At 55.4% G+C, this 23,287-nt stretch carries 21 protein-coding genes and 4 tRNA genes; 22 read left to right on the top strand and 3 right to left on the bottom strand.

Annotation, left to right across the window (positions count from 1 at the left end):
• Positions 1-167 precede the first annotated feature (167 nt).
• The 4 genes from EYQ49_09790 to EYQ49_09805 all read left to right on the top strand — a co-directional run bounded on the left by EYQ49_09790 (position 168) and on the right by EYQ49_09805 (position 4,532).
• Positions 168-965, top strand: coding sequence for a hypothetical protein (locus tag EYQ49_09790; GenBank protein ID HIG26159.1), 798 nt, complete (start codon positions 168-170; stop codon positions 963-965).
• A gap of 105 nt (positions 966-1,070) precedes the next feature.
• Positions 1,071-3,065, top strand: coding sequence for an acetate--CoA ligase (gene acs / locus EYQ49_09795; protein ID HIG26160.1), 1,995 nt, complete (start codon positions 1,071-1,073; stop codon positions 3,063-3,065).
• Complete coding sequence (locus tag EYQ49_09800) at positions 3,065-3,547, top strand: hypothetical protein (GenBank protein HIG26161.1); 483 nt, start codon at positions 3,065-3,067, stop codon at positions 3,545-3,547. The genes acs and EYQ49_09800 overlap by 1 nt, the downstream gene beginning before the upstream one ends.
• Before the next feature lie 103 nt (positions 3,548-3,650).
• Positions 3,651-4,532, top strand: coding sequence for a protease HtpX (locus EYQ49_09805; GenBank protein HIG26162.1), 882 nt, complete (start codon positions 3,651-3,653; stop codon positions 4,530-4,532).
• A 22-nt stretch (positions 4,533-4,554) separates the two neighbouring features.
• Here the strand turns inward: EYQ49_09805 and EYQ49_09810 are convergent, their stop codons facing one another.
• Positions 4,555-5,043, bottom strand: a complete 489-nt coding sequence (locus tag EYQ49_09810; GenBank protein ID HIG26163.1) for a YajQ family cyclic di-GMP-binding protein — start codon at positions 5,041-5,043, stop codon at positions 4,555-4,557.
• A 57-nt stretch (positions 5,044-5,100) separates the two neighbouring features.
• Here EYQ49_09810 and EYQ49_09815 point away from each other — a divergent pair.
• A tRNA-Tyr gene (locus EYQ49_09815) sits at positions 5,101-5,186 on the top strand.
• A 33-nt stretch (positions 5,187-5,219) separates the two neighbouring features.
• Here the strand turns inward: EYQ49_09815 and EYQ49_09820 are convergent.
• Positions 5,220-5,756, bottom strand: a complete 537-nt coding sequence (locus tag EYQ49_09820) for an N-acetyltransferase family protein (protein HIG26164.1) — start codon at positions 5,754-5,756, stop codon at positions 5,220-5,222.
• A gap of 102 nt (positions 5,757-5,858) precedes the next feature.
• Here EYQ49_09820 and EYQ49_09825 point away from each other — a divergent pair.
• The 17 genes from EYQ49_09825 to rpsJ all read left to right on the top strand — a co-directional run bounded on the left by EYQ49_09825 (position 5,859) and on the right by rpsJ (position 22,927).
• Positions 5,859-5,931 (top strand) — tRNA-Thr (locus EYQ49_09825).
• 4 nt (positions 5,932-5,935) lie between these two features.
• A tRNA-Met gene (locus tag EYQ49_09830) sits at positions 5,936-6,012 on the top strand.
• A 27-nt stretch (positions 6,013-6,039) separates the two neighbouring features.
• Entirely contained in the window at positions 6,040-6,201 is a 162-nt protein-coding gene (gene rpmG, locus EYQ49_09835) for a 50S ribosomal protein L33 (GenBank protein ID HIG26165.1), read from the top strand.
• Positions 6,202-6,304: 103 nt separating this feature from the next.
• Positions 6,305-6,380, top strand: a tRNA-Trp gene (locus EYQ49_09840).
• A gap of 95 nt (positions 6,381-6,475) precedes the next feature.
• Positions 6,476-6,745 (top strand): preprotein translocase subunit SecE, encoded by a 270-nt coding sequence (secE, locus tag EYQ49_09845; GenBank protein ID HIG26166.1) that lies wholly within the window; start codon positions 6,476-6,478, stop codon positions 6,743-6,745.
• A complete protein-coding gene (nusG, locus tag EYQ49_09850; GenBank protein HIG26167.1) occupies positions 6,745-7,566 on the top strand; it encodes a transcription termination/antitermination factor NusG in 822 nt (273 codons plus the stop codon). The genes secE and nusG overlap by 1 nt, the downstream gene beginning before the upstream one ends.
• A gap of 98 nt (positions 7,567-7,664) precedes the next feature.
• Entirely contained in the window at positions 7,665-8,093 is a 429-nt protein-coding gene (gene rplK, locus EYQ49_09855) for a 50S ribosomal protein L11 (GenBank protein ID HIG26168.1), read from the top strand.
• Positions 8,094-8,195: 102 nt separating this feature from the next.
• On the top strand, positions 8,196-8,891 hold the full coding sequence (locus EYQ49_09860) for a 50S ribosomal protein L1 (GenBank protein HIG26169.1): 696 nt from the start codon (positions 8,196-8,198) through the stop codon (positions 8,889-8,891).
• Between the two features lie 236 nt (positions 8,892-9,127).
• Positions 9,128-9,856 (top strand): 50S ribosomal protein L10, encoded by a 729-nt coding sequence (locus tag EYQ49_09865; protein HIG26170.1) that lies wholly within the window; start codon positions 9,128-9,130, stop codon positions 9,854-9,856.
• 2 nt (positions 9,857-9,858) lie between these two features.
• Positions 9,859-10,242, top strand: a complete 384-nt coding sequence (locus tag EYQ49_09870; protein ID HIG26171.1) for a 50S ribosomal protein L7/L12 — start codon at positions 9,859-9,861, stop codon at positions 10,240-10,242.
• Between the two features lie 348 nt (positions 10,243-10,590).
• The gene (locus EYQ49_09875) at positions 10,591-14,172 is read left to right on the top strand and encodes a DNA-directed RNA polymerase subunit beta (GenBank protein ID HIG26172.1); all 3,582 of its coding nucleotides are present in this window, start codon (positions 10,591-10,593) and stop codon (positions 14,170-14,172) included.
• Positions 14,173-14,189: 17 nt separating this feature from the next.
• Entirely contained in the window at positions 14,190-18,158 is a 3,969-nt protein-coding gene (locus EYQ49_09880) for a DNA-directed RNA polymerase subunit beta' (protein HIG26173.1), read from the top strand.
• A 180-nt stretch (positions 18,159-18,338) separates the two neighbouring features.
• Positions 18,339-18,710: a 30S ribosomal protein S12 gene (locus EYQ49_09885; protein ID HIG26174.1), complete on the top strand. Its 372-nt coding sequence runs from the start codon at positions 18,339-18,341 to the stop codon at positions 18,708-18,710.
• Between the two features lie 2 nt (positions 18,711-18,712).
• Positions 18,713-19,183 carry a 30S ribosomal protein S7 gene (gene rpsG, locus EYQ49_09890; GenBank protein HIG26175.1) on the top strand — a complete coding sequence of 157 codons (471 nt, stop codon included), beginning with the start codon at positions 18,713-18,715 and terminating at the stop codon, positions 19,181-19,183.
• A 76-nt stretch (positions 19,184-19,259) separates the two neighbouring features.
• Positions 19,260-21,365: an elongation factor G gene (fusA, locus tag EYQ49_09895; GenBank protein ID HIG26176.1), complete on the top strand. Its 2,106-nt coding sequence runs from the start codon at positions 19,260-19,262 to the stop codon at positions 21,363-21,365.
• Positions 21,366-21,410: 45 nt separating this feature from the next.
• Positions 21,411-22,601: an elongation factor Tu gene (gene tuf / locus EYQ49_09900; protein HIG26177.1), complete on the top strand. Its 1,191-nt coding sequence runs from the start codon at positions 21,411-21,413 to the stop codon at positions 22,599-22,601.
• Between the two features lie 5 nt (positions 22,602-22,606).
• Complete coding sequence (gene rpsJ / locus EYQ49_09905; GenBank protein ID HIG26178.1) at positions 22,607-22,927, top strand: 30S ribosomal protein S10; 321 nt, start codon at positions 22,607-22,609, stop codon at positions 22,925-22,927.
• Positions 22,928-22,941: 14 nt separating this feature from the next.
• On the opposite strand, the gene EYQ49_09910 is transcribed toward rpsJ, so the two are convergent.
• A complete protein-coding gene (locus EYQ49_09910; protein HIG26179.1) occupies positions 22,942-23,151 on the bottom strand; it encodes a hypothetical protein in 210 nt (69 codons plus the stop codon).
• Positions 23,152-23,287 lie beyond the last annotated feature (136 nt).

Here is a 23,287-nt window from a genome sequence, read left to right on the forward strand (position 1 = left end):
CGCTAGATTTTTCTGCTTGGGTTGAGGCTTGCCTGTACGACCCCGACTTTGGCTTTTATGTTTCTGGCGGTTCGGCGGGTCGCCGGGGGGATTTTATTACCAGCCCCGAAGTAGGCCCGTTGTTTGGCGCCGTGCTGGCGCGGTGGTTGGACAAACGGTGGGCGGCTATGGGGGAGCCTGATGGGTTTACGGTAGTTGAGGTAGGAGCAGGCCCAGGGACGTTGGCTCGGGCTGTTTTGGCGGCCCAACCGGCGTGCCTGGCAACCGGCCGCTACGTGACGGTAGAGGTTTCGGCAGCTCAACGGGCCCTTCACCCTGATGGGGTAGATGCCTTGGCCGAAATGCCGGCCGGGCCTCTTGTTGGGGCAGTGGTGGCCAACGAGTTGCTAGACAACTTGCCGTTCGGCGTGTTGGCGGCCGATGGAGAGTCTTGGCGGCCGGTACAGGTAACGGTGGAGGGAGATGAATTCTTCGAGGTGCTGGGCGACCCGGTGAACCCACCGGTTGCTTTGCCGCCAGTGGCCGGCCAGCGCATACCTACCCAAGCAGCGGCAGCCCAATGGGTTGCCGGGGCTTGGGCTTCACTGGCGCCTGGAAGCAGCCTGCTGGTTGTTGACTATTGCGCGACCACAGCCCAGATGGCCCAGAAGTCCTCTTGGTTACGCACCTACCGCAACCATCAGCACGGTGGATCGCCGCTGGACTATCTAGGTAGCCAAGACATCACCACCGAAGTGGCGGTGGATCAACTCCCCGGCCAACCGGAGGTAGGCACGCAACTTGACTGGTTACAAGCCAACGGCGTCGATGACCTCGTAGCGGAAGGTCGCCGCATTTGGGAACAACGAGCCGGAGTGGCCGACCTAGCGGCCCTCAAAGCCCGCAGCCGCATCAGCGAAGCCGAAGCACTCTTAGCCCCCGACGGTCTCGGCGCCTTCCAAACCCTTACCTGGACAACCCCCTAAAGTTCGTGCTGTGGGGACAGTCCCCACAGCACGAACTCTGGGTTGGTTGAGCCTTGGTGAGAGGTCTACTAGGGTCGGGCGGGTTAACCGAGGAAAGGTAATTTTGTGAACGAACCAACCATTGAGAACTATTACGTCGAAGACCGCACCTTCCCGCCGTCGGCTGACTTTGTGGCCTCCGCAGTAGCGGGCGACCGCTCGGATTACCAAGAAGCCGCCCTGGACTATGAGGCCTTCTGGGCCCGCCAAGCACGAGAACTTCTCACTTGGGACCAAGACTTCCACACCACGTTGGAATGGGAACTGCCCTACGCCAAATGGTTCTTAGGTGGGCAACTCAACGTTTCTTACAACTGCTTAGACCGCCACGTAGAAGCCGGCTACGGCGACCGCATTGCTTATTTTTGGGAAGGGGAGCCCGGCGACACCCGCGAAATCAGTTACACCCAGTTGCTCGATGAGGTCAGCCGCTTCGCCAACGTACTCAAAGGCTTAGGCCTCAAAAAAGGCGACCGAGTAGCTATCTACATGCCAATGATCCCCGAACTGCCGGTAGCCATGTTGGCCTGTACCCGCATCGGGGTAGCGCACAGCGTGATCTTCGGCGGGTTCTCGCCGGACTCCATAGTGGACCGCTGCGAAGACGCCCAAGCCCGCATGGTCATCACCGCCGACGCTGGTTACCGCCGGGGAGAGCCTTCGGCCCTCAAAGTAAACGTCGACGCTGCTCTAGACTCTGGAGCCTCCTGTGTGGAACACGTAGTGGTGGTCAACCGGTGCGACACCGAAGTCACCATGAAAGAAAACCGCGACCTGTGGTGGCATGAACTTATGGCCGAAGCCTCCGCCGACTGCCCAGCCGAACCCATGGACAGCGAACAACTGCTGTACCTGCTTTACACCTCGGGCACTACCGCCAAACCCAAAGGCATCATGCACACCACCGGCGGGTACCTCACCCAAGTGGCCTACACCCACAAAACGGTGTTCGACCTCAACCGAGACGACGACGTGTATTGGTGCGCCGCCGACATCGGCTGGGTAACCGGCCATAGTTACATCGTGTACGGGCCACTCACCAACGGCTGCACCTCGGTCATGTACGAAGGCACCCCCGACACCCCACGGCCCGAGTTTCGGAGTGACGACCGCTCAACCTGGCCCAAGGACCGCCTGTGGGACATCATCGAACGCTACGGGGTAACCCAGCTTTACACCGCCCCCACGGCCATACGTACCTTCATGAAATGGGGGAGCCAAGACCCCGAAGCCCACGACCTCAGCAGCCTGCGGGTATTGGGCACGGTCGGTGAACCCATCAACCCCGAAGCATGGATGTGGTATCACGAAAATATTGGCGGCAGCACCTGCCCCATCGTGGACACCTGGTGGCAAACCGAAACCGGCGGGCACATGATCAGCCCCCTGCCTGGGGTAACCACCACCAAACCAGGGTCAGCCTGCCACACCATCCCTGGTGTCTTCGCCGAAGTCGTAGACGACGCCGGCCAACCCATTTCTGAAGGCGGCGGCTACCTGACCATCACCCACCCCTGGCCGGCCATGCTGCGGGGCATTTGGGGCGACCCCGAGCGCTACCTGGAGACCTATTGGTCGACCTATGAGGGCCGCTACTTTGCCGGCGACGGAGCCAAAATCGATGCCGACGGTTACCTGTGGCTTTTGGGGCGCGTGGACGATGTCATGAACGTGTCCGGTCACCGCATCGCCACCGCCGAAGTGGAGTCCGCTCTAGTGGATCATCCGGCAGTTGCCGAAGCCGCCGTAGTGGGAGCCAACGACGAGGTCACCGGCCAAGCCATCATCGGCTACGTGATTCTGCGCGGCACCCATGAAGCCTCCGAAGCCTTAGCCGAAGAAGTGCGCCGCCACGTGGCCACCAAGCTGGGTCCCATGGCCCGCCCCAAAGCCGTATTTTTGGTACCAGACCTGCCTAAAACCCGCAGCGGCAAGATCATGCGCCGCTTGCTGCGAGACGTCGCCGAAGGCCGCGACCTAGGTGACACCACCACCTTGGCTGATGCCGGGGTAGTAGCGGAAATCCGCGACCGAGTGGCCGCCGACCCGCAAGAGGACTAATGCCTGCTGGGCATCGGGTAGAAAACCAAAAACCATTACCGCCCGGTGAGGTGGTGTTGGTTGATGTAGATGGCGTGCTCTCCGATGCCTCGGGCCGTCAGTACCATTTGGATGGCCCAAAAAAGGATTGGCTGAGTTTTTTCGAAGCATCAGCTGATGACCCGCCAATTATGGAAGGGGTGCGTTTGGTGGCGCAACTGGCCGCTAAGCACCCAGTGGTTTTGGTAACCGCCCGGCCCGGCCGCTTGGCCGACCTGACCATAAATTGGATGGAACGCCACGGGGTGTGCTGGGACCTGCTGGCCATGCGCACCGACGGCGACCACGGGGCTTCTTTTGAAGTCAAACGCCGCGTATTGGCCGGCCTGCGGGCCGACGGCTACCAACCAATATTAGCTATCGACGACGAAGCCAAAAACCTCGTCATGTACCGCTCCGAAGGCGTACCCACCGTTTACGTCCACTCCGGCTACTACCAATAACCACCAAAGGTGTTTACCTGGGGTCAGACCCGGGGTAAACACCTTGACGGCCGGAAGCGGTGGCTAGGCCGTACGATGAGAGCAGCAAACGAGGAGAACCGTCATGATCAACACCTTTAAAACCTTTACCCTGCTGGCCCTTTTGGGCGGGCTATTTATTGTGGCCGGTGCAGCCTTCGGCGGCTCGAGCGGCATGACCATCGGCCTCATCATGGGCGTGGTCATGGTGGGCGGATCCTACTGGTTTAGCGACAAAGTGGCCATCAAATCTGCTCGCGCCGTACCGGCCACCGAAGCCGAACACCCCGAGTACTACCAGGTCATGAATGAACTCACCATGGCGGCCAACCTGCCCATGCCCAAGCTTTACATCACCCCCAACCCGCAACCCAACGCTTTCGCCACCGGCCGCAACCCCAACCACGCCGCAGTAGCGGTCACCCAAGGCCTGCTCGACCATATGAGTTGGTACGAAATGCGGGGCATCTTGGCCCATGAACTCAGCCACATTCGCAACCGCGACATCCTCATTGGTTCCATCGCCGCCACGGTCGGTATGGCCATCACCTTCGGCGCCCGCATGGTCATGTGGGGCGCCATGTTCTCCGGTGGCCGCGGCCGAGACCGTAACCCCTTCGGAGCGATCGCCATGATGATCCTGGCCCCCATCGCCGCCGCAGTAATCCAAGCCGCCATCAGCCGCAGCCGCGAATATCAAGCCGACGCCTCAGCGGCCCGCCTTCTCGGCGACGGCGAGCCTCTGGCCCAAGCTTTAGAAAAATTAGAGTACGCCGCCCAACGAGTGCCCTCCGGAATCGACCCCAACCAAGCCAGCGCATACATCATTGACCCGCTCAAAATGCAAGCCCGAGGCGGAGGAGGGCGAAAGTTCTTCTCAACCCACCCCTCGACCGAAGACCGGGTAAAGCGTTTACGCAACCAATCTTGGAGCGGCGAAATTATCACCGGCGGCCCAATTTCTTAAACTGCCGTCAAGGCAAGCAGCGTTAATCTCGAAAATTGATGAACTGCAAAGGCAAATCAATGGAGGATTCTTTTAACCCGGCAATGACCTCTTGCAAAGTGTCACGCTTTTTGCCAGTCACCCGAACCTGGTCGCCCTGCGTCTGCGACTGAATACCCTTAACCCCAAAATCTTTAATCGCTTTATTAATGGTACGGGCGTGATCACTGCTGATACCCGCTTGCAAAGTAGCGGTCTGGCGAGCTCGCATACCGCTGGCCTCTTCCACCTGGCCCCAATCCAAAGACTTCAACGAAACCTTACGCTTCACCAGTTTTTCTTCTAAGACCACTACCAAAGCGACCAAACGGTCTTCCGAAGCGGACTCCAGTTTGATAAAACCGTCCCCCAACTCGACCACCGAATCGGTGCCCTTAAAGTCAAAACGATTCCGGATTTCCCGGTCGGCTTGGTCCACCGCGTTACGGACCTCTTGCATATCAATTTCGGATACAACATCAAAAGAAGGCATAACTGCACTTTAGCGGTGGTCGGCTGCCATGCCCCCGCTATCCTTCGCCTCTGCAATGGGTCGGTGCCCGAGTGGCCAAAGGGAACGGGCTGTAAACCCGTCGGCGTTAGCCTACGAAGGTTCAAATCCTTCTCGGCCCACCAGCAAAGTTAGACGGGTCCGCTCCGGCGGGCCCGTCAACTATTTTCTGGCCCAGTTGGTGGATTGCTTTGCGCCGGCAACAAATTTTGCATCACCACCACATCGTGCCAACGCCCAAATTTGCGCCCCACCTCACGCTCTACCCCCACCGAAACAAACCCGCATTTCTCATGCAAAGCAATGCTGGCTGCATTGCCGCCACCGATGCGCGCCATGACCACATGAAAGCCACTTTGCTGGGCCACCGCTAAAAGTTCACACAAAAGACGAAAAGCCACCCCACGGCACCGCTGGTCATTTGCCACATAAACCGAGTTCTCTATCGTGGATCGATAAGCAGCTCGCTCCTTATAAGGCGACAACGAAGCAAACCCCACCAGGCAATTATTTCTCTCGGCGACCAACACACTAAAAGCCCCCGACCGCTCCTGAAGCCAAGCAACCTGCTGTTCAGCAGTACGTTCCACCAAATCAAAAGAGGCCGTAGAGGTCGCAACCTCATGGTTATAAATAGCGCGAATCGCCTCAGCATCGGCCAAAGAAGCCAACCGGGTTGTCACCAATGAGTCCATAAGCCAAAAGGTTAGCCACAAAATACCTCAGAGATCACCCTTTAAGGGGTTGGCGAACGCCCACTTACCGTGGCATCCTTTGAAGCGATCAAATATGGTCTAGCTCCCTTAGCTCAGACGGCAGAGCGTCTCCATGGTAAGGAGAAGGTCGACAGTTCGATTCTGTCAGGGAGCTCGCTGGCGACGTAGCTCAGCTGGTGAGAGCGCCCGACTCATAATCGGGAGGTCGACAGTTCAAATCTGTCCGTCGCTACTAAAAAAAACTAAACACAAAGAGGCCCCCATGGCATCAGATAAACGAGTTCAGGTCACTCTGGAATGTCAAGAGTGCAAACGCCGGAACTACATAACCACAAAATCCAAAGTTAACAGCCGTGAACGCATCGAGATAAAGAAATTCTGCCGTTGGTGTCGCAGCCACGTTCCCCATAAAGAGACCCGCTGATCAAATAAATCAGCGATCTCCCACCGGGAGCATCGTGAAGGGCTGGTAACCTGCGCAGCAGACCTGCCCTTCGACTCCGACACTGAGTCGGAGGAACGGACACAGGGCAGTGGCTCAATTGGTAGAGCATCGGTCTCCAAAACCGACGGTTGGGGGTTCGAGTCCCTCCTGCCCTGCAAGTGCGCGACGCGCAAATCGCCCTTATCCTTAACCTGACCGCAAATATCAACCCGAGGCTTATTAACCCATGTCAATGAACCGTGAGCAAAAACGCATGCTCCAGCGCCAAGGTGAAGTAGACGCGGAAGGCGAACCAGTACGCGAACGCCGCCAACCGCAGCAACGCTCCACCGAAGAACGAACAGGATTTCGCCAATTCGTTCGTGAAATTCGTGCCGAACTACGTAAAGTAGCTTGGCCTTCACGGTCCGAAACCACCAACTACGCTGTGGTGGTCATTATCACCATTGTGGTTATGACTGCCCTTATTGCCGGTCTCGACTGGTTCTTTTCCAACTCCATACTCGAATTGTTTGACGTCTGATGAACACACCACAAGAAATCGAAACCACCCTCGAAGAAGCCGCGGCTGACCCGGTCGTCGACGCAGCAGAACTGTTGCCCACCGGCACCGTTGAACCTGCTCCGGTAGAAATCGACCCCGCCGACCTGGCCCCCGAAGAAGCAGCCGAGTTGCTGCCCACCGGCACGGTCACCGAAGAAGCAGTGGTGGAAGAACCAGCCCCAGAAGAAATCGTGGACGGCTTGGTCTACGACAAACCCGAAGGCGAAGAAACCGCTCCCAAGGCGCAAAGCCCTTACGACCTGTCGGGGCGTTGGTACGTGATCCACACCCAGTCCGGCTACGAAAACAAAGTACGCAAAAACCTTGAAGCACGTATCGCTTCCATGAACCTCGAAGAATCCATCTTGGACATCGTTATCCCTATGGAAGACGTGGTCGAGTTTCGCAACGGAAAAAAAGTAACCGTTTCTAAAAAAATGTTCCCCGGCTATCTGCTGGTTCGCTGCTGGTTGAACGACCAAAGCTGGAATGCCATTCGAGAAACCCCAGGAATCGTCAACTTCGTGGGCGCCGCCGGAAAGCCCTCTTCGCTGAAGCGAAAAGAAGTAGAAGCCTTTCTCTGGAGCGACGACGTCTCATCCGATGCTCCAAAAAAGGTTCGAGCCAAACTGGGCTTCGGTATTGGAGAAACTGTTCGCGTCAAGGGCGGCCCGTTTGCCGACTTCTCTGGCGAAGTTATCGAAATCAACGAAGAGCAACTTAAAGTCAAAGTGGTGGTCGATATCTTCGGCCGTGAAACCCCGGTTGAACTTGGGTTCTCTCAGGTAGCGCAACTCTGATCACCGAAAGCAGGTGGCAAACCGCTCACCTGCCTCCATACTTGACCGTTCACAATTACTGAGCGGTTTTACCCTCAGTCCCGAAAGACGAGTTTTAAATCATGGCCAAGAAAAAAGTAATGGCAATTGTAAAAATCCAGATCCCTGCAGGGCAAGCCACTCCGGCTCCGCCCGTTGGTACCGCCTTGGGTCCCCATGGTGTGGCCATCATGGACTTCTGCAAGGACTACAACGCCAAAACCGAAGACAAGCGCGGACAAATCATTCCCGTAGAAATCAGCATCTACGAAGACCGCTCCTTCACCTTCGTCACCAAAACCCCACCCACCTCGTTTTTGGTGCGTCAAGCAGCAGGCCTTGAAAAAGCATCACAAAACCCAGGCCGAGAAGAAGCAGGCACCATCACTTGGGCTCAAGTTGAAGAAATCGCTCAAACCAAAATGCCTGACCTCAACGCCATCGACCTTGAAGGCGCCCGTCAGCAAGTTGCCGGCACCGCACGCTCCATGGGCATCGCCGTCGCTTAACCAAATCTAAAACTCCGCCGCAAACATGCGGTTTACGTGTGGGGATCACCTCGCCCCATCGAAGGCAACGGAACACTGAGGAAGCCAGGAGGAATTGGCGCAATGAGTAAATATGGAAAACGTTATGACGATGCAGCGGCCCGTGTTGACCCGCATCAACAATATGCAGGTACCGAAGCCCTAGAGCTGGTTCGTACCCTCGCCGCAGCAAAGTTTGATGAAAGCATCGACCTGGTAGTGCGCCTCGGTGTGGACCCCCGCAAAGCCGAAGAAATGGTACGGGGTACCGTCACCTTGCCTTCGGGTACCGGCAAAGACGTAAAGGTCGCAGTATTCGCTCAAGGCGAAGCAGCCACCGCCGCACAAGAAGCAGGCGCCGATTACGTAGGTGGCGACGACCTGGCCGCCGAAGTAGAAGGCGGCATGCTGGACTTCGACGTAGCCATCGCCACCCCCGACATGATGCCCACCGTTGGGCGTCTCGGCCGTGCCCTTGGCCCCCGTGGCCTCATGCCCAACCCCAAATCAGGCACCGTTACCGCCGACCCCGCCAAAGCAGTGAAAGACTTCAAAGGCGGCAAAGTGGAGTTCCGCACCGACCGTCACGCCAACGTGCAAGTACCAGTAGGTAAAGCATCCTTTGAAACCCCGGCCCTGGTAGCCAACCTCGCTGCGGTCATCGAAGAACTGGAACGGTTAAAACCATCGTCCGCTAAAGGCCGTTACCTACGCAAAGTTTCGCTTTCCTCCACCATAGGCCCCGGCGTCAGCGTCGACCCATCACGAGTCAGCGAATAACAAACCGGGCATAAGGTGGCGGTCGGCAAAGACCCCGCTAGCCTGCCCAAGACAATCGAATAACTCACCGCAGACCTCAGGGTTGTCGCGAGACAGAACAAAAGCACCTCGGTGTTTTTGCCCGAGCAGGAGAGCCTCAGGCCCCAACTGGCTTTTCGCCAGCCGCTGGTCCTCGGTGAGCAACCAAGGCTATAAAGCCGCAACCGAGAAGAAGAAATCTGAGGAGGTGAGTGAGCATGAGTGATGTCCGCACCAAAAAAGTAGCCATCGTTGAAGAAGTCCGTAACAAGATTTCCGCTACCGAAGCAGTCATACTGACCGATTATCGCGGTCTTAACGTGCCCGCCATGGCTGAACTGCGCAAAGTACTGCGTGAAGTTGGTGGCGAATACAAGATTTACAAAAACACTTTGGTCCGTTTAGCGGCCAAAGAACTTGACCTAGAAATTGAAGACCTGTTGGTAGGCCCAACCGCTCTTGCTTTCGTCACCGAAAAAGCCGACGGAAGCAACGGCGACGCCGCCGCTTTAGCTAAAGCCTTAAAAGAGTTTGCCACAAACCATGACGCCATGGTTATCAAAGGCGGCTTATTAGATGGCGAACTGCTGAGCACCGAACAAATCGCTGCCCTGGCTAAATTGCCTACCCGCGAAGTATTGCTGGCCCAATTGGCAGGCGCCATGGCTGCCCCTATGCAGCAATTCGCTGGCCTACTCAACGCTCTTCCCCAAAACCTTGCTTACGCCCTCAAGGCGCTTATCGAACAAGGCGGGGGAAACACTTCCGAAGCAGAAGCCATCGAGGCTCCTGTGGAAGATGCCGAGGCAACCGCAGATGCGGAACCAGCCGAAGCGACCGAAGCAGAAGCCACCGAGGCTTCTGTTGACGAGGTAGCAGCCGAAGAGGCCGCGCCTGAAACGGATCAAACCGAAGAGGCTGCGGCCGAAGAAACCGAGGAGGGCTAATTATGGCCACGAAAGAAGAAGTACTGGACGCCATCGCTGAGATGACCGTTCTTGAATTAAGCGAACTGTTGAGCGACTTTGAAGAGAAGTTCGGCGTAACCGCTGCTGCACCAGCAGCTGCTGTAGCAGCAGCTCCTGCGGGCGGCGGCGATGATGCCGGCGATGCTGAAGAGCAAGACTCTTTCGACGTTGTGTTGACAGGCTCAGGCGACAAAAAAATTCAGGTCATCAAAGAGGTTCGGGCATTGACCAACCTTGGCTTGAAAGACGCCAAAGAATTAGTAGACGGTGCCCCCAACAACGTGTTGGAAGGCGCTTCTAAAGAAGACGCAGAAAAAGCCAAAGAGTCCCTTGAGGCTGCTGGCGCTTCTGTAGAACTGAAGTAACACCAACCGCCTTCGGGCGGTCGGTAAGAGCCCCGGTTCCCCGTTGTGGGGGCCGGGGCCCTTACGCGTCTCGACGCTTTTTGCTTAAATATTATTGAAGCAACGAAAGCGTATTTGGCAAATATTGGCGAGGGTTCTTGACCTGCCTACGGTTTTGCGCGTACTCTGCGCGTAAGGGATCCCCGGAAATGTTCTAAAGCATCTCCTCTAGGGGTTGCGGAGCCCTGCGCGATCAGACTAGGATCACTCTTTGCTGTGACTACCCTTGTGCCCAAAGCCAAAATGGCCTTGTTTTACTTGAGTACCACAGTTGTCCCTCATCCCTCTGCCCTGGCCAGGAGTCTTTAGGTGTCTGTTCGCCCCCTCGTCCGGGAACGTTACTCATTCGGAAACCTCGAGGAAACCCTCGAGTTGCCCGACCTGATCGCTATTCAACGGGAATCATTTAAATGGTTCTTAGATCAGGGTATTGCCGATACGTTCCGTGATCTCAGCCCCATTACCGATTTCAGCGAAACTCTTTCACTGGAGTTTGAGTTTGACCCCAAAGACGAGGACCTCTGTCCTCCTCCGAAGTACACCGTAGAAGAGTGCCGCGAACGCGACATGACCTACGCAGCTTCTATTTTCGTACGGGCTCGATTCATGAACGCCGCCACCGGCGAAATCAAAGAACAAACCGTCTTCATGGGCGATTTCCCCGTCATGACCGAAAAAGGCACCTTCATCATCAACGGCACCGAACGTGTCGTGGTGTCTCAGTTGGTGCGGTCCCCGGGAGTCATCTTCCAACCCGGCGAGCGGTACCGCTTGCGTAACCTGTCAAAACACCAAATGGTCACCGGCACCATCCACCCCTACCGTGGTGAATGGATCGAATTTGACGTTGAGCAAAAACCCGGCAAAGACGTTACCGCCGGCACCCGGGTGGCTCGTAAACGCCGCCTCTCTATGTTCACCTTGCTGCGAGCAATTGGCTACGACGAAGAAAACTACCCCGGCTTCTTAGACCGCATGGTACGGCACTTCGATTTCCTCGAAGGCCAATGGGAAAAAGACAAAGAACTCCACGTCACCCAAGAAGAAGCCTTGCTGGAAATCTACAAGCGAGTACGCCCCGGCGAACCTCCTTCGGTAGAAGCGGCACGTTCTTACCTGAACAACGCTTTCTTCGAATCTCGCCGCTACGACCTTTCTCGTGTCGGTCGCTACAAGTTGAACCGCCGCTTAGGCCCAGAAATTGAAAGCATCGAGAAACTTTTCAACATTGAGTTGGAAAAACCAGATCCCGACCAAACCGTGCTCACCCAATCAGAAGTTTTGGCCACCTGCATCTACTTGTTGCATCTGGCTAAAGGCGAGCCGGGCTACCGCCTCGACGATCAAGACCACTTCGCTAACCGACGCATTCGTTCGGTAGGCGAGTTGATCCAAAACCAGGTACGTATTGGTTTGTCCCGCATGGAACGGGTAGTGCGCGAGCGCATGACCACCCAAGATGTGGAATCCATTACCCCCACCACGTTGATCAACATCCGACCGGTAGTAGCAGCCATCAAAGAGTTCTTTGGGGCCAGCCAACTCTCACAGTTCATGGATCAGGTCAACCCACTTTCTGGCCTTAACCACCGCCGTCGTTTGTCGGCGTTGGGCCCTGGTGGCTTGTCTCGTGAACGTGCCGGCTTCGAAGTCCGCGACGTGCACTTTTCGCACTACGGCCGCATGTGCCCTATCGAAACCCCTGAAGGCCCAAATATTGGACTCATCGGCGGGTTGGCCTCTTACGGCCGGGTAAACGCCTTCGGCTTCATCGAATCCCCTTACCGCATCGTCAAAGACGGCCAGGTTACCGATGAAATCAAATACTTCGCGGCCGACGAAGAAGAAGAATACGTAGTAGCTCAGGCCAACGCCCCGTTGGACGCCAACGGCCGGTTCGAAAACGACCGAGTCCTGGTACGCCAATCACCGCAGGCCGCATCTTTGCAAGACCTCCGGTTGCAGCTAGAACGCGACGTTTTCTTCGCCGCCACCACCGAGATTTCCTACGTACCGCCTTCTGAAGTGCAGTTGATGGATATTTCGCCCAAGCAGATCGTTTCGGTCGCCACGGCACTGATTCCCTTCTTGGAACACGACGACGCCAACCGTGCCCTCATGGGCGCCAACATGCAGCGCCAAGCTGTTCCGTTGATGAAAGCCGAAGCGCCTTACATCGGCACCGGCATCGAAGCGCGAGCCGCTCACGACGCCGCCGACATGGTGTTAGCTGACGAAGCAGGCACCGTGCTCGCCGTTGACGGGGTCAGCATCACCGTTGACTACCGCAAAGCCGGCAAAGTCACGCACGACCTGTTCAAATTCGAACGCTCCAACCAAAACACTTGCATCAACCAGAAAGTACAAGTCGCTCCTGGCGACAAAGTAAAAGCTGGTCAACTTCTGGCTGACGGCCCTTCCACCGATGGTGGCGAGCTGGCTTTGGGCAAAAACTTGCTCGTGGCGTTCATGTGCTGGGAGGGCTACAACTTCGAAGATGCCATCATCTTGTCGGAGCGTCTAGTCAAAGACGATGTACTCACCTCGATCCACATTCACGAACACGAAGTAGATGCCCGAGACACCAAGTTGGGCCCCGAAGAAATCACTCGAGACATCCCCAACCTTTCCGACGAGATTATGGCCGATCTTGACGAACTGGGCATCGTGCGCATCGGCGCCGACGTCGGCCCCGGCGATGTACTAGTCGGAAAAGTAACCCCCAAGGGCGAAACCGAACTCACCCCCGAAGAACGCCTTCTGCGGGCCATCTTCGGCGAGAAAGCCCGCGAAGTACGCGACACCTCAATGAAGGTGCCGCACGGCGAAACCGGCAAAGTTATCGACGTCAAAGTTTTCAATAGCGAAAACGGCGACGAACTTCCGCCCGGGGTTAACCAACTGGTACGGGTCTACGTGGCGCAAAAACGCAAAATCAGCGTCGGCGACAAACTGGCCGGCCGCCACGGCAACAAGGGTGTTATCTCCAAAATCTTGCCTATCGAAGACATGCCCTACACCTCGGACGGCACCCCGGTAGACATTATTTTGAACCCGTTGGGCGTGCCTTCCCGTATGAACGTCGGCCAGGTGCTGGAAGCCCACTTGGGTTACTGCGCCCGTTGGGGTTGGGAACTAGACGGTGAAACCACTGGCCAAGAACCAGTTCGTGGCACCGAACGCAAAACACGGATATCAACCACCCCGGCTGTGCACGTCGCTACACCGGTATTTGACGGCGCTCACTGGGACGAAGAAGACCGTTCAGGCAAACACCCGACCATTCAAAAAATATTGGGCAACATCAACCCCGAAGCAGCCTCAGGCGAACGCCTGATTGGTTTGGACGGGAAAACCACCTTGTACAACGGGCGAACCGGTGAAGTTTACGACAACCAGATCATGCTGGGCTACGTCTACATCCTCAAACTGGCTCACCTTATTGATGACAAGGTCCACGCCCGGTCAACCGGCCCTTACTCCATGATTACCCAGCAACCTTTGGGTGGTAAAGCCCAATTCGGTGGGCAGCGCTTCGGCGAAATGGAAGTATGGGCGCTGGAAGCTTACGGTGCCGCTTACTGCCTGCAAGAACTCCTCACCATCAAGTCAGACGACGTGTTGGGTCGAGTACGGGTGTACGAAGCCATCGTTAAGGGAGAAAACATCCCGACACCAGGCATCCCCGAGAGCTTCAAAGTTCTTATTAAAGAAATGCAATCACTCTGCCTCGATGTTGAGGTACTTGATGAGGCCGGCCATGAGGTCGAAATGCGTGAACTAGACGATGATGTCTACCGCGCTACCGAAGACCTCGGCATTGACCTGTCCCGCCCTGAACGGGGCTCCGACGAAGAAGATGAACGCCGCAGCGCCGGCGTTCTCCGATAGAGACGTAGGAAAAAAAAGTGCTCGACGTCAACGACTTTGATCAAATTCGCATTGGATTGGCTACCGCGGATGGTATTCGCATGTGGTCAAACGGTGAGGTTAAAAAACCTGAAACCATCAATTACCGCACCCTGAAACCAGAAAAGGACGGCCTTTTCTGCGAAAAAATCTTTGGTCCCACCAAAGACTGGGAGTGCTACTGCGGCAAGTACAAACGAGTGCGCTTTAAGGGCATTATTTGTGAACGCTGCGGTGTTGAAGTAACCCGCTCAAAGGTGCGCCGTGAACGCATGGGCCACATTGAGTTAGCGGCCCCCGCAGTACACATTTGGTACCTCCGCGGCACCCGTTCATGGTTGGCTTACCTGCTTATGGGCACCGAGCCTCGCGAAGAACTCAAAGCCAAACAGCTTGAAAAAGTCATTTACTTCGCCGCCAACATGGTGGTGTGGGTAGATGAAGACAAACGCCACGACGATTTAACCACCTTGGAAGCCGAGTTGGTTGAAGAACGCCTCGCTATCGAAGAAGAGCGCGACGCCGAACTGAACCGCCGTCAAGAGTCTTTAGAAGCCGAGCTCGCGGAGATGGAAAGCGAAGGCGCCAAAGACGCCGATTTGCGAGCCCGTCAAAAGTCCGCCGAAAAAGACCTTTCGTTTGTACGCGACCAGTACGAAGAAGAAATCGACGTACTCAACCGTGCCTGGGACGAGTTCACCGGCTTGTTCTCTCGCCAAATCATTGAAGACGAACCCCTCTGGCGTGAACTCGTTGACCGCTGGGGCGACTACTTCGAAGGTGGCATGGGTGCCGACGCTTTAGCGCAACTCATTGGCCGCATCGACTTTGACGAAGAAGAAGTCAAATTGCGGGTCATGATTGACCCGCCAGAAGGTCAAAAGCCTTTGTCGGCACAACGTAAACAAAAAGCTATTAAACGCCTCAAGATTGTTGCTGCGCTGAACCGCCGCGACAAGCACGGCCGCCGGGTTAACGAACCACGGGCCATGATCCTTGATGCCGTACCGGTGATCCCGCCAGAACTGCGCCCCATGGTGCAGCTCGATGGTGGCCGGTTTGCTACCTCCGACCTCAACGACCTTTACCGTCGAGTAATCAACCGCAACAACCGGTTGAAGCGACTACTTGACCTCGGTGCCCCAGGCATCATCATTAACAACGAAAAGCGCATGCTGCAAGAAGCAGTAGACGCCTTGTTCGATAACGGTCGACGTGGCCGCCCAGTTACTGGCCCCGGCAACCGTCCGTTGAAGTCACTCTCCGACATGCTCAAAGGTAAGCAAGGCCGTTTCCGCCAAAACTTGCTTGGAAAGCGCGTCGACTACTCCGGGCGTTCGGTCATCGTGGCCGGCCCCACCCTGAAATTCCACCAATGCGGCCTCCCCAAAATCATGGCCTTGGAACTTTTCAAGCCTTTCGTCATGAAAAAACTGGTAGACGATGAATTGGCTCCCAATATCAAATCAGCCAAACGCATGGTAGAACGCCGCAAGCCCCAGGTTTGGACCGTTCTTGGGTCAGTAATTGAAGAACACCCCGTGCTCTTGAACCGTGCCCCAACCTTGCACCGTCTTGGTATTCAAGCATTCGAACCCGTCTTGGTAGAAGGCAAAGCTATTCAGATCCACCCATTGGTCTGTACCGCTTTCAATGCCGACTTCGACGGCGACCAAATGGCCGTGCACCTTCCGCTTTCTGCAGAAGCACAAGCAGAAGCACGAGTGTTGATGCTGTCGGCCAACAACGTGTTGAGCCCCGCTCACGGCCGCCCCCTGGTAACCCCCACCCAAGACATGATCATCGGTGGGTACTACTTGACCATGGAGACCGAAAGTTCGGTAGGAGAAGGACGAGTATTCCGCCACGTACACGAATTAGAACACGCCATGGACGAAGGCGGCCTTGAACTGCATTCAACCATTCAGTATCGATCTGAAGACTACCCAGGGTTGAAGGCCACCGAGGCCAACGGCAGTGCCGCCACTTGGCACACCACCACCCCAGGCCGGGTACTTTTCAACGAAGTACTTCCCGTAGGGTTCACCTACGTCAACCATCGGGTTGATAAAAAAGCCATGACCGATCTGGTTGACGATTTAGCTCGTCACTTCACCAAAAAAGAAGTAGCGGAAAGCCTTGATGGCTTGAAAGACCTGTGTTTCAAATACGCCACCCGCTCCGGTTTGACGGTGTCTATTGACGATGTAAAAACCCCACCGGAAAAGCAAGCTATTTTGGACCGCCACGAAAAAGATGCCGCCAAGGTAGAAGGCCAGTTCCGTAAGGGCATTATTACAGACGGTGAACGTCGCCAAAAAGAAGTAGAAATTTGGAACGCCGCCACCCAAGAAGTAACCGAAAAAATGATTGTGGCTTTGCAAGCCGACGAGTTCAACCCCATCGACGTGATGGTGGACTCCGGTGCTCGCGGCAACATGATGCAGGTGCGTCAGATCGCCGGGATGCGTGGCCTGGTGGCCAACCCTCGTGGCGACCTTATTCCTCGCCCCATCAAGTCAAACTTCAAGGAAGGTTTGACCATGTTGGAGTACTTCATTGCTACTCCTGGTGCTCGTAAGGGCCTGGTCGATACCGCTTTGCGTACCGCCGACTCGGGTTACCTGACCCGCCGCTTGGTAGATGTTTCGCAAGAACTCATCATCAACGAATACAACCCCTTCGAAGGGGGCGGTGCAGTGTTTGGTATCTGGATCGACGACGTTGAACCAGACCAAGCAGACAAACGCACTTATCTCGACACTCGTTTGTTGAGCCGCACCTTGGCCGACGACGTAACCCTGGCCGACGGCACGGTGTACGAAGCCGGAATGATCGTGGGCGAAGACGAAATGAACATCTTGCGTGACGACACCATGGTGAACCGGGTGCGGGTACTTTCACCGCTCACCGATGACTCAGCAATCGGTGTTTCTGCCGCTTGCTACGGCATGTCGCTCGCTACCAGTAAACCTATTGAAGTAGGCGAAGCGGTAGGCGTTATCGCCGCACAGTCCATTGGTGAACCGGGCACCCAGCTCACCATGCGTACCTTCCACACCGGTGGTGTAGCGGGTAAGGACTTGGCCGGCGGTCTTCCTCGAGTAGTTGAACTCTTCGAAGCACGAACCCCCAAAGGCAAAGCCACCTTGGCTCGCATCTCTGGGGTAATCCGTATTGGCGAAGATGAAGGACGCGGTCGTGAAATAACCGTGGTGGCCGACGACGGGGAAGAAGAAACTTACTTGATCCCCGGCATGCCTCGCCTCGAAGTAGTCGACGGGCAAGAAGTTAAAGCCGGCGACCCCATTGTGGAAGGTCCCCGTGACCCCAAAGAACTCCTTGAAATCAAGGGCGTGCGCGAAACCCAGCAGTACCTGGTGGAAGAAGTGCAGAAAGTGTACCGAGACCAAGGTGTGTCGATCCACGATAAGCACATTGAGTTGATCGTGCGTCAAATGACCCGCCGAGTCAAGATTAACGACCCCGGTGAATCAGAATTCCTGCCCGGCGAACAAGTTGATCAACGACAATTCGCCGAAACAAACCGCAATTTGGTTGACGAAGGCAAGCGCCCCGCAGAGGGTCGCCCAGAACTCATGGGTATCACCAAAGCTTCTTTGGCCACCGAATCATGGTTGTCGGCTGCGTCTTTCCAAGAAACCACTCGGGTGCTTACCGAAGCCGCTATTGAATCTAAGAGCGACCGTCTTATCGGGCTCAAGGAAAACATTATTATCGGGAAACTGGTTCCGGCCGGTACCGGTATGGAGCAACACCGCAGCGTGGCGCCTCATGCCCCCGACTATAAACCCATGGACTTTTATAGTTCAGCAGACGAAGAACAAGATCTTGCCGCATGGTTGGCTGGTCAAGCTGACGCCGACGAGGACCCCACTGCTGGGGCCTACGAAGCTGATGTTATTGACTTAGCGGCCGATGCTACGGCTACCGATCCGACTGCTTAGTGCTGTGACATTCAACTTTCTCCCCTCGCGCGCTTGTGAGTAGAGAAATGTTGCCCGTAGACTCATCCGCTGGCCAACCTTTTAGTTTGGTCGGGTTATTCCTTCGAGTTTCTCGGCGGCCGGCCTTTGGGCCAACCGTCGAAACTCGACTATCAAAAGAATCTCAATAGAGGTAAATCAGTGCCCACCATTAACCAACTGGTCCGCAAGGGCCGTAAATCCAAACGAGCCAAGGAAACCACCCCTGCCCTTAAGGGTGCTCCTCAGCGTCGCGGGGTGTGCACACGTGTTTACACCACTACCCCAAAAAAGCCGAACTCGGCGCTACGCAAGGTAGCTCGTATCCGTTTAACCACCGGTATTGAGGTCACGGCCTACATCCCTGGTGAAGGACACAACCTGCAAGAGCACTCCATCGTGTTGGTTCGCGGCGGTCGTGTGAAAGACCTTCCCGGTGTGCGTTACAAAGTTATTCGAGGCACCCTTGATACCGCTGGGGTAAGCCAACGCCGTCAGGCCCGTAGCCGTTACGGCGCAAAGAAGGAGAGCTAACCATGCCTCGCAAAGGTCCCGCAGTTCGTCGTGAACTCACCCCTGATCCCGTTTACCGCTCCACCGTGGTAACCCAGTTAGTAAACAAAGTGTTGTTGAGCGGCAAACGCTCCACCGCAGAACGCATCGTTTACGAAGCGCTTTCTACCATCGAAGCAAAAACTGGTTCCGACCCGGTAACCGCTCTTAAAGATGCATTAGAAAACATAAAACCCCAACTTGAGGTAAAAAGTCGCCGTGTTGGTGGCGCTACCTACCAGGTACCTATCGAAGTACGCCCTCGCCGGGGAAGCACCTTGGCCGTCCGTTGGCTAGTTACTTACGCCCGAGCACGCCGCGAACACACTATGGCTGAGCGCTTGGCAAACGAAATTATGGATGCCTCTAACAGTCTTGGCGCCTCGGTAAAACGCCGCGAAGACGTACACAAAATGGCTGAAGCCAACAAAGCTTTCGCCCACTATCGCTGGTAAACCCACCACGATTCATTCCATTGTTTCCGCTTGATGTTTTAAGCGAAAACACAGAAAGCAAACGACGAGCAAACAAATGGCTAAGCGACACCCTCTGAAAAAAACCCGCAACATCGGCATTATGGCCCACATTGACGCGGGAAAAACCACCACCACCGAACGTATTTTGTATTACACCGGCGTGAACTACAAAATTGGTGAAGTCCATGACGGCGCAGCCACCATGGACTGGATGGAACAAGAACAAGAGCGCGGTATCACCATCACCTCAGCGGCCACCAGCTGTTTCTGGGACGATCACCGAATTAACATCATCGACACTCCAGGCCACGTGGACTTCACCGTTGAAGTAGAGCGTTCGCTTCGGGTACTCGATGGCGCCGTTGCGGTATTCGACGGGGTAGCCGGCGTAGAACCACAAACCGAAACGGTGTGGCGTCAAGCTGACCGTTACAACGTGCCTCGTATGTGTTTTGTAAACAAGATGGACCGCACCGGTGCAGACTTCTACTTCGTACTGGACACCATTCGTGAACGCCTGAACTGCAACGCTGCGGTGCTGCAACTCCCCATCGGTGCCGAAACCGAATTTGCCGGAATCATCGACATTGTGGCCATGAATGCTTTGATCTGGCAAGGTGAAGATTTAGGCGCATCATGGGACGTAGTAGACATTCCTGAAGACATGGTGGAGATCGCCGAACAATATCGCACCGAACTTATTGACGTACTGGCCGAATTCGACGAAAACATTTTAGAAAAATTCGTGGGTGAAGAAGAAATCACTATAGAAGACGTCAAGAGCGCTGTACGTTCCGGCACGCTTGCGGGCGACTGCGTGCCGATCTTGACAGGCAGCGCTTTTAAGAACAAAGGGGTACAACCCTTGCTTGACGCCGTGGTTGATTACCTCCCTTCACCGTTAGACCTTCCCCCAGTAGAGGGCGTACACCCTCGCAGCGGTGACGAAATTAGTCGTGAAGTAACCGACGACGCACCGTTCTCTGCTTTGGCCTTCAAAATCATGACCGACCCTCACGTAGGCAAGCTCATTTACTTCCGGGCCTACAGCGGGGTGCTTGAAAAGGGCGGATTCGTGTTAAACGCCCGCACCGGGTCAAAAGAACGCATCGGCCGCATTTTGGAAATGCACGCCAACAACCGTGAAGACCGTGACGAAGTACGCGTTGGCGACATCGTGGCCGGCATTGGCTTAAAAAACACCCGCACCGGAGACACCCTCTGCGACCCCAGCAACCCCATCGTGTTGGAACAACTCGAGTTCCCAGCCCCCGTTATCCACGTAGCTGTTGAACCCCGATCAAAAGCCGACCAAGACAAAATGGGTAAAGCCCTTTTCTCTCTGGCCGAAGAAGACCCTACCTTCACGGTAAAAAGCGACGATGAAACCGGCCAGACCATTATTGGCGGTATGGGCGAACTTCACCTCGAGGTCCTGGTGGACCGCATGTTGCGTGAATTCCGGGTAGACGCCAACGTTGGTCGTCCTCAGGTTGCTTACCGCGAAACCATTACCCGCGCCGTAGAGAGCCATCGCTACACCCACAAAAAACAAACCGGTGGGTCAGGGCAGTTTGCTGAAATCATCGCCACCGTTGAACCGTGGTCACCCGGCGAAGAAGACGAAGACAAAGAACAGACCTACTTGTTCGAAAATAAAGTCACCGGTGGACGCATACCCAAGGAATACATCCCTTCCGTGGACCACGGCATCAGCGCCTCGCTGAACAACGGCACCCTGGCTGGGTTCCCCCTGTTGGGCCTTAAAGTAACTTTGGAAGACGGAAAGTCTCACGACGTGGACTCTTCGGAAATGGCTTTCAAGATCGCTGCACAATCATGGTTCCGGGAAGTAATTCCTCGTGCCAAACCAGTGCTGCTGGAGCCCATTATGGCTGTTGAAGTAGTAACTCCAGAGAATTACATGGGCGACGTGGTAGGCGATTTGAACTCTCGCCGCGGCCGTGTCGGCCAGATGGAAGCCCGAGGCGGCAACCAAGTAGTGACGGCACGGGTGCCATTGTCGGAAATGTTCGGCTACGCTACTGATCTGCGGTCCCGTACTCAGGGCCGTGCGACCTACACCATGCAATTTGACTCGTACCAACAAACCCCCGGGTCGGTGCAGGAAGAAATCGTGAGCCGCATCCGCGGTGAATGAAATTAGAAGTTTTGAAGCAACCCAGAGAAATATTGAGGAAAAGCAATGGCTAAGGCCCAGTTTGAACGTAACAAGCCGCACGTAAATGTTGGCACCATGGGGCACATCGACCATGGTAAAACCACCCTTACAGCAGCTATCACCAAGGTCCTTGCGGACCGTAACCCGGAATCAACTTCGTTCACCGAATTTGAGAACATTGACAAGGCTCCCGAAGAACGCGAGCGCGGCATCACCATCAACGTGTCCCACGTTGAATACGAAACCGACGAGCGTCACTACGCTCACGTCGATATGCCTGGTCACGCTGACTACATCAAGAACATGATCACCGGTGCCGCTCAGGTAGACGGTGCCATCTTGGTGGTATCCGCAGCTGACGGCCCCATGCCACAGACCCGTGAACACGTGTTGCTGGCTCGCCAAGTTGGTGTGCCTCACATTGTGGTTGCCCTTAACAAGTGCGACATGGTTGATGACGATGAGCTCATCGAGTTGGTAGAGATGGAAGTTCGCGAACTTCTTGACGAATACGACTTCCCCGGTGACGACACCCCGATCTGTCAGGTATCTGCTTTGAAGGCTTTGGAAGGCGATGCCGATGCGGCAGAAGCCATCGTGGCTTTGATGGCAGAAGTTGATGCTTTCATTCCGACCCCGGAACGTGACGTTGACTTGCCTTTCTTGATGCCTATCGAAGATGTGTTCTCCATTACCGGCCGCGGCACCGTGGTGACCGGTCGTATTGAACAAGGTATTTTGAACACCGGTGACAAAATTGAAATCATCGGCCTCAAAGACACCACCGAAACCACCTGTACTGGTGTGGAAATGTTCCGCAAGATTCTTGACGAAGGCCAAGCTGGCGACAACATCGGCGCCTTGCTTCGTGGCGTGGAAAAAGAAGATGTACAACGTGGACAGGTTCTGGCTAAGCCAGGATCCATCACCCCGCACACCGATTTTGATGCTGAGGTGTACGTGTTGACCACTAAAGAAGGCGGCCGTCACAAGCCTTTCTTCTCTAACTACCGTCCACAGTTCTACTTCCGAACCACCGACGTAACCGGCACCATTGTTCTTCCTGAAGGAACTGAAATGTGTATGCCGGGCGACAACACCACCATGCACGTGGAGCTCATTGCTCCCATCGCTATGGATGAGGGTTTGCGTTTCGCTATTCGTGAAGGTGGCCGCACCGTTGGTGCCGGCGCCGTTACCAAGATCACTAAGTAGCGATAATGGCTGTAGGGCAAAAAATTCGGATCCGGTTGAAGGCTTACGATCACGAGGTTATTGATCAGTCAACCAAAAAGATTGTAGAAACGGTACGCCGTACCCAAGCTGATATCCGGGGACCTATCCCTTTGCCCACCGAGAAACACCGTTACACGGTTATCAAGGGCCCATTCAAGGACAAAGACTCTCGAGAACATTTCGAGATGCGCATTCATAAGCGCTTGCTTGACATCTTGGATCCCTCGGCAAAAACCGTGGACTCGTTACAGCGTTTGGACTTGCCTGCTGGCGTAGATATTGAGATTAAAATTCAGCAAGCCTGACCAAAACTAAAGATTTAACTCTGCATGAGCGCTCCTTCGGGGGCGCTCATGTTGTTTGTAGGAGTTAGTGCTCTTGCTGTCAGACGAACCTGACAGTACGGGCGAAGAAGAAAATCCAGAATCTGCGGGTAAAAAATCCAACAAACGATTGCCCCGAGCACTACCTCTCCCGCCACCACCAATAAGCGACGGCGTAGCTCCTCCAGGTGAGAAACAAGAGTCATTTGGCTGCTTCCTCCCCGATCACCTCCCTACGTTGAATACCCTCTATGAGTCGGTGGGTAGCAATTTTGATCTTTCCCTTGACGTCAAGGACCCGGCGGCCTTCACCGCCATTTCAAAAATCGCCGCTTCGTTTCA

Source organism: Acidimicrobiia bacterium (genome assembly GCA_012959995.1).
Classification (GTDB): Bacteria; Actinomycetota; Acidimicrobiia; order Acidimicrobiales; family MedAcidi-G1; genus MedAcidi-G2B.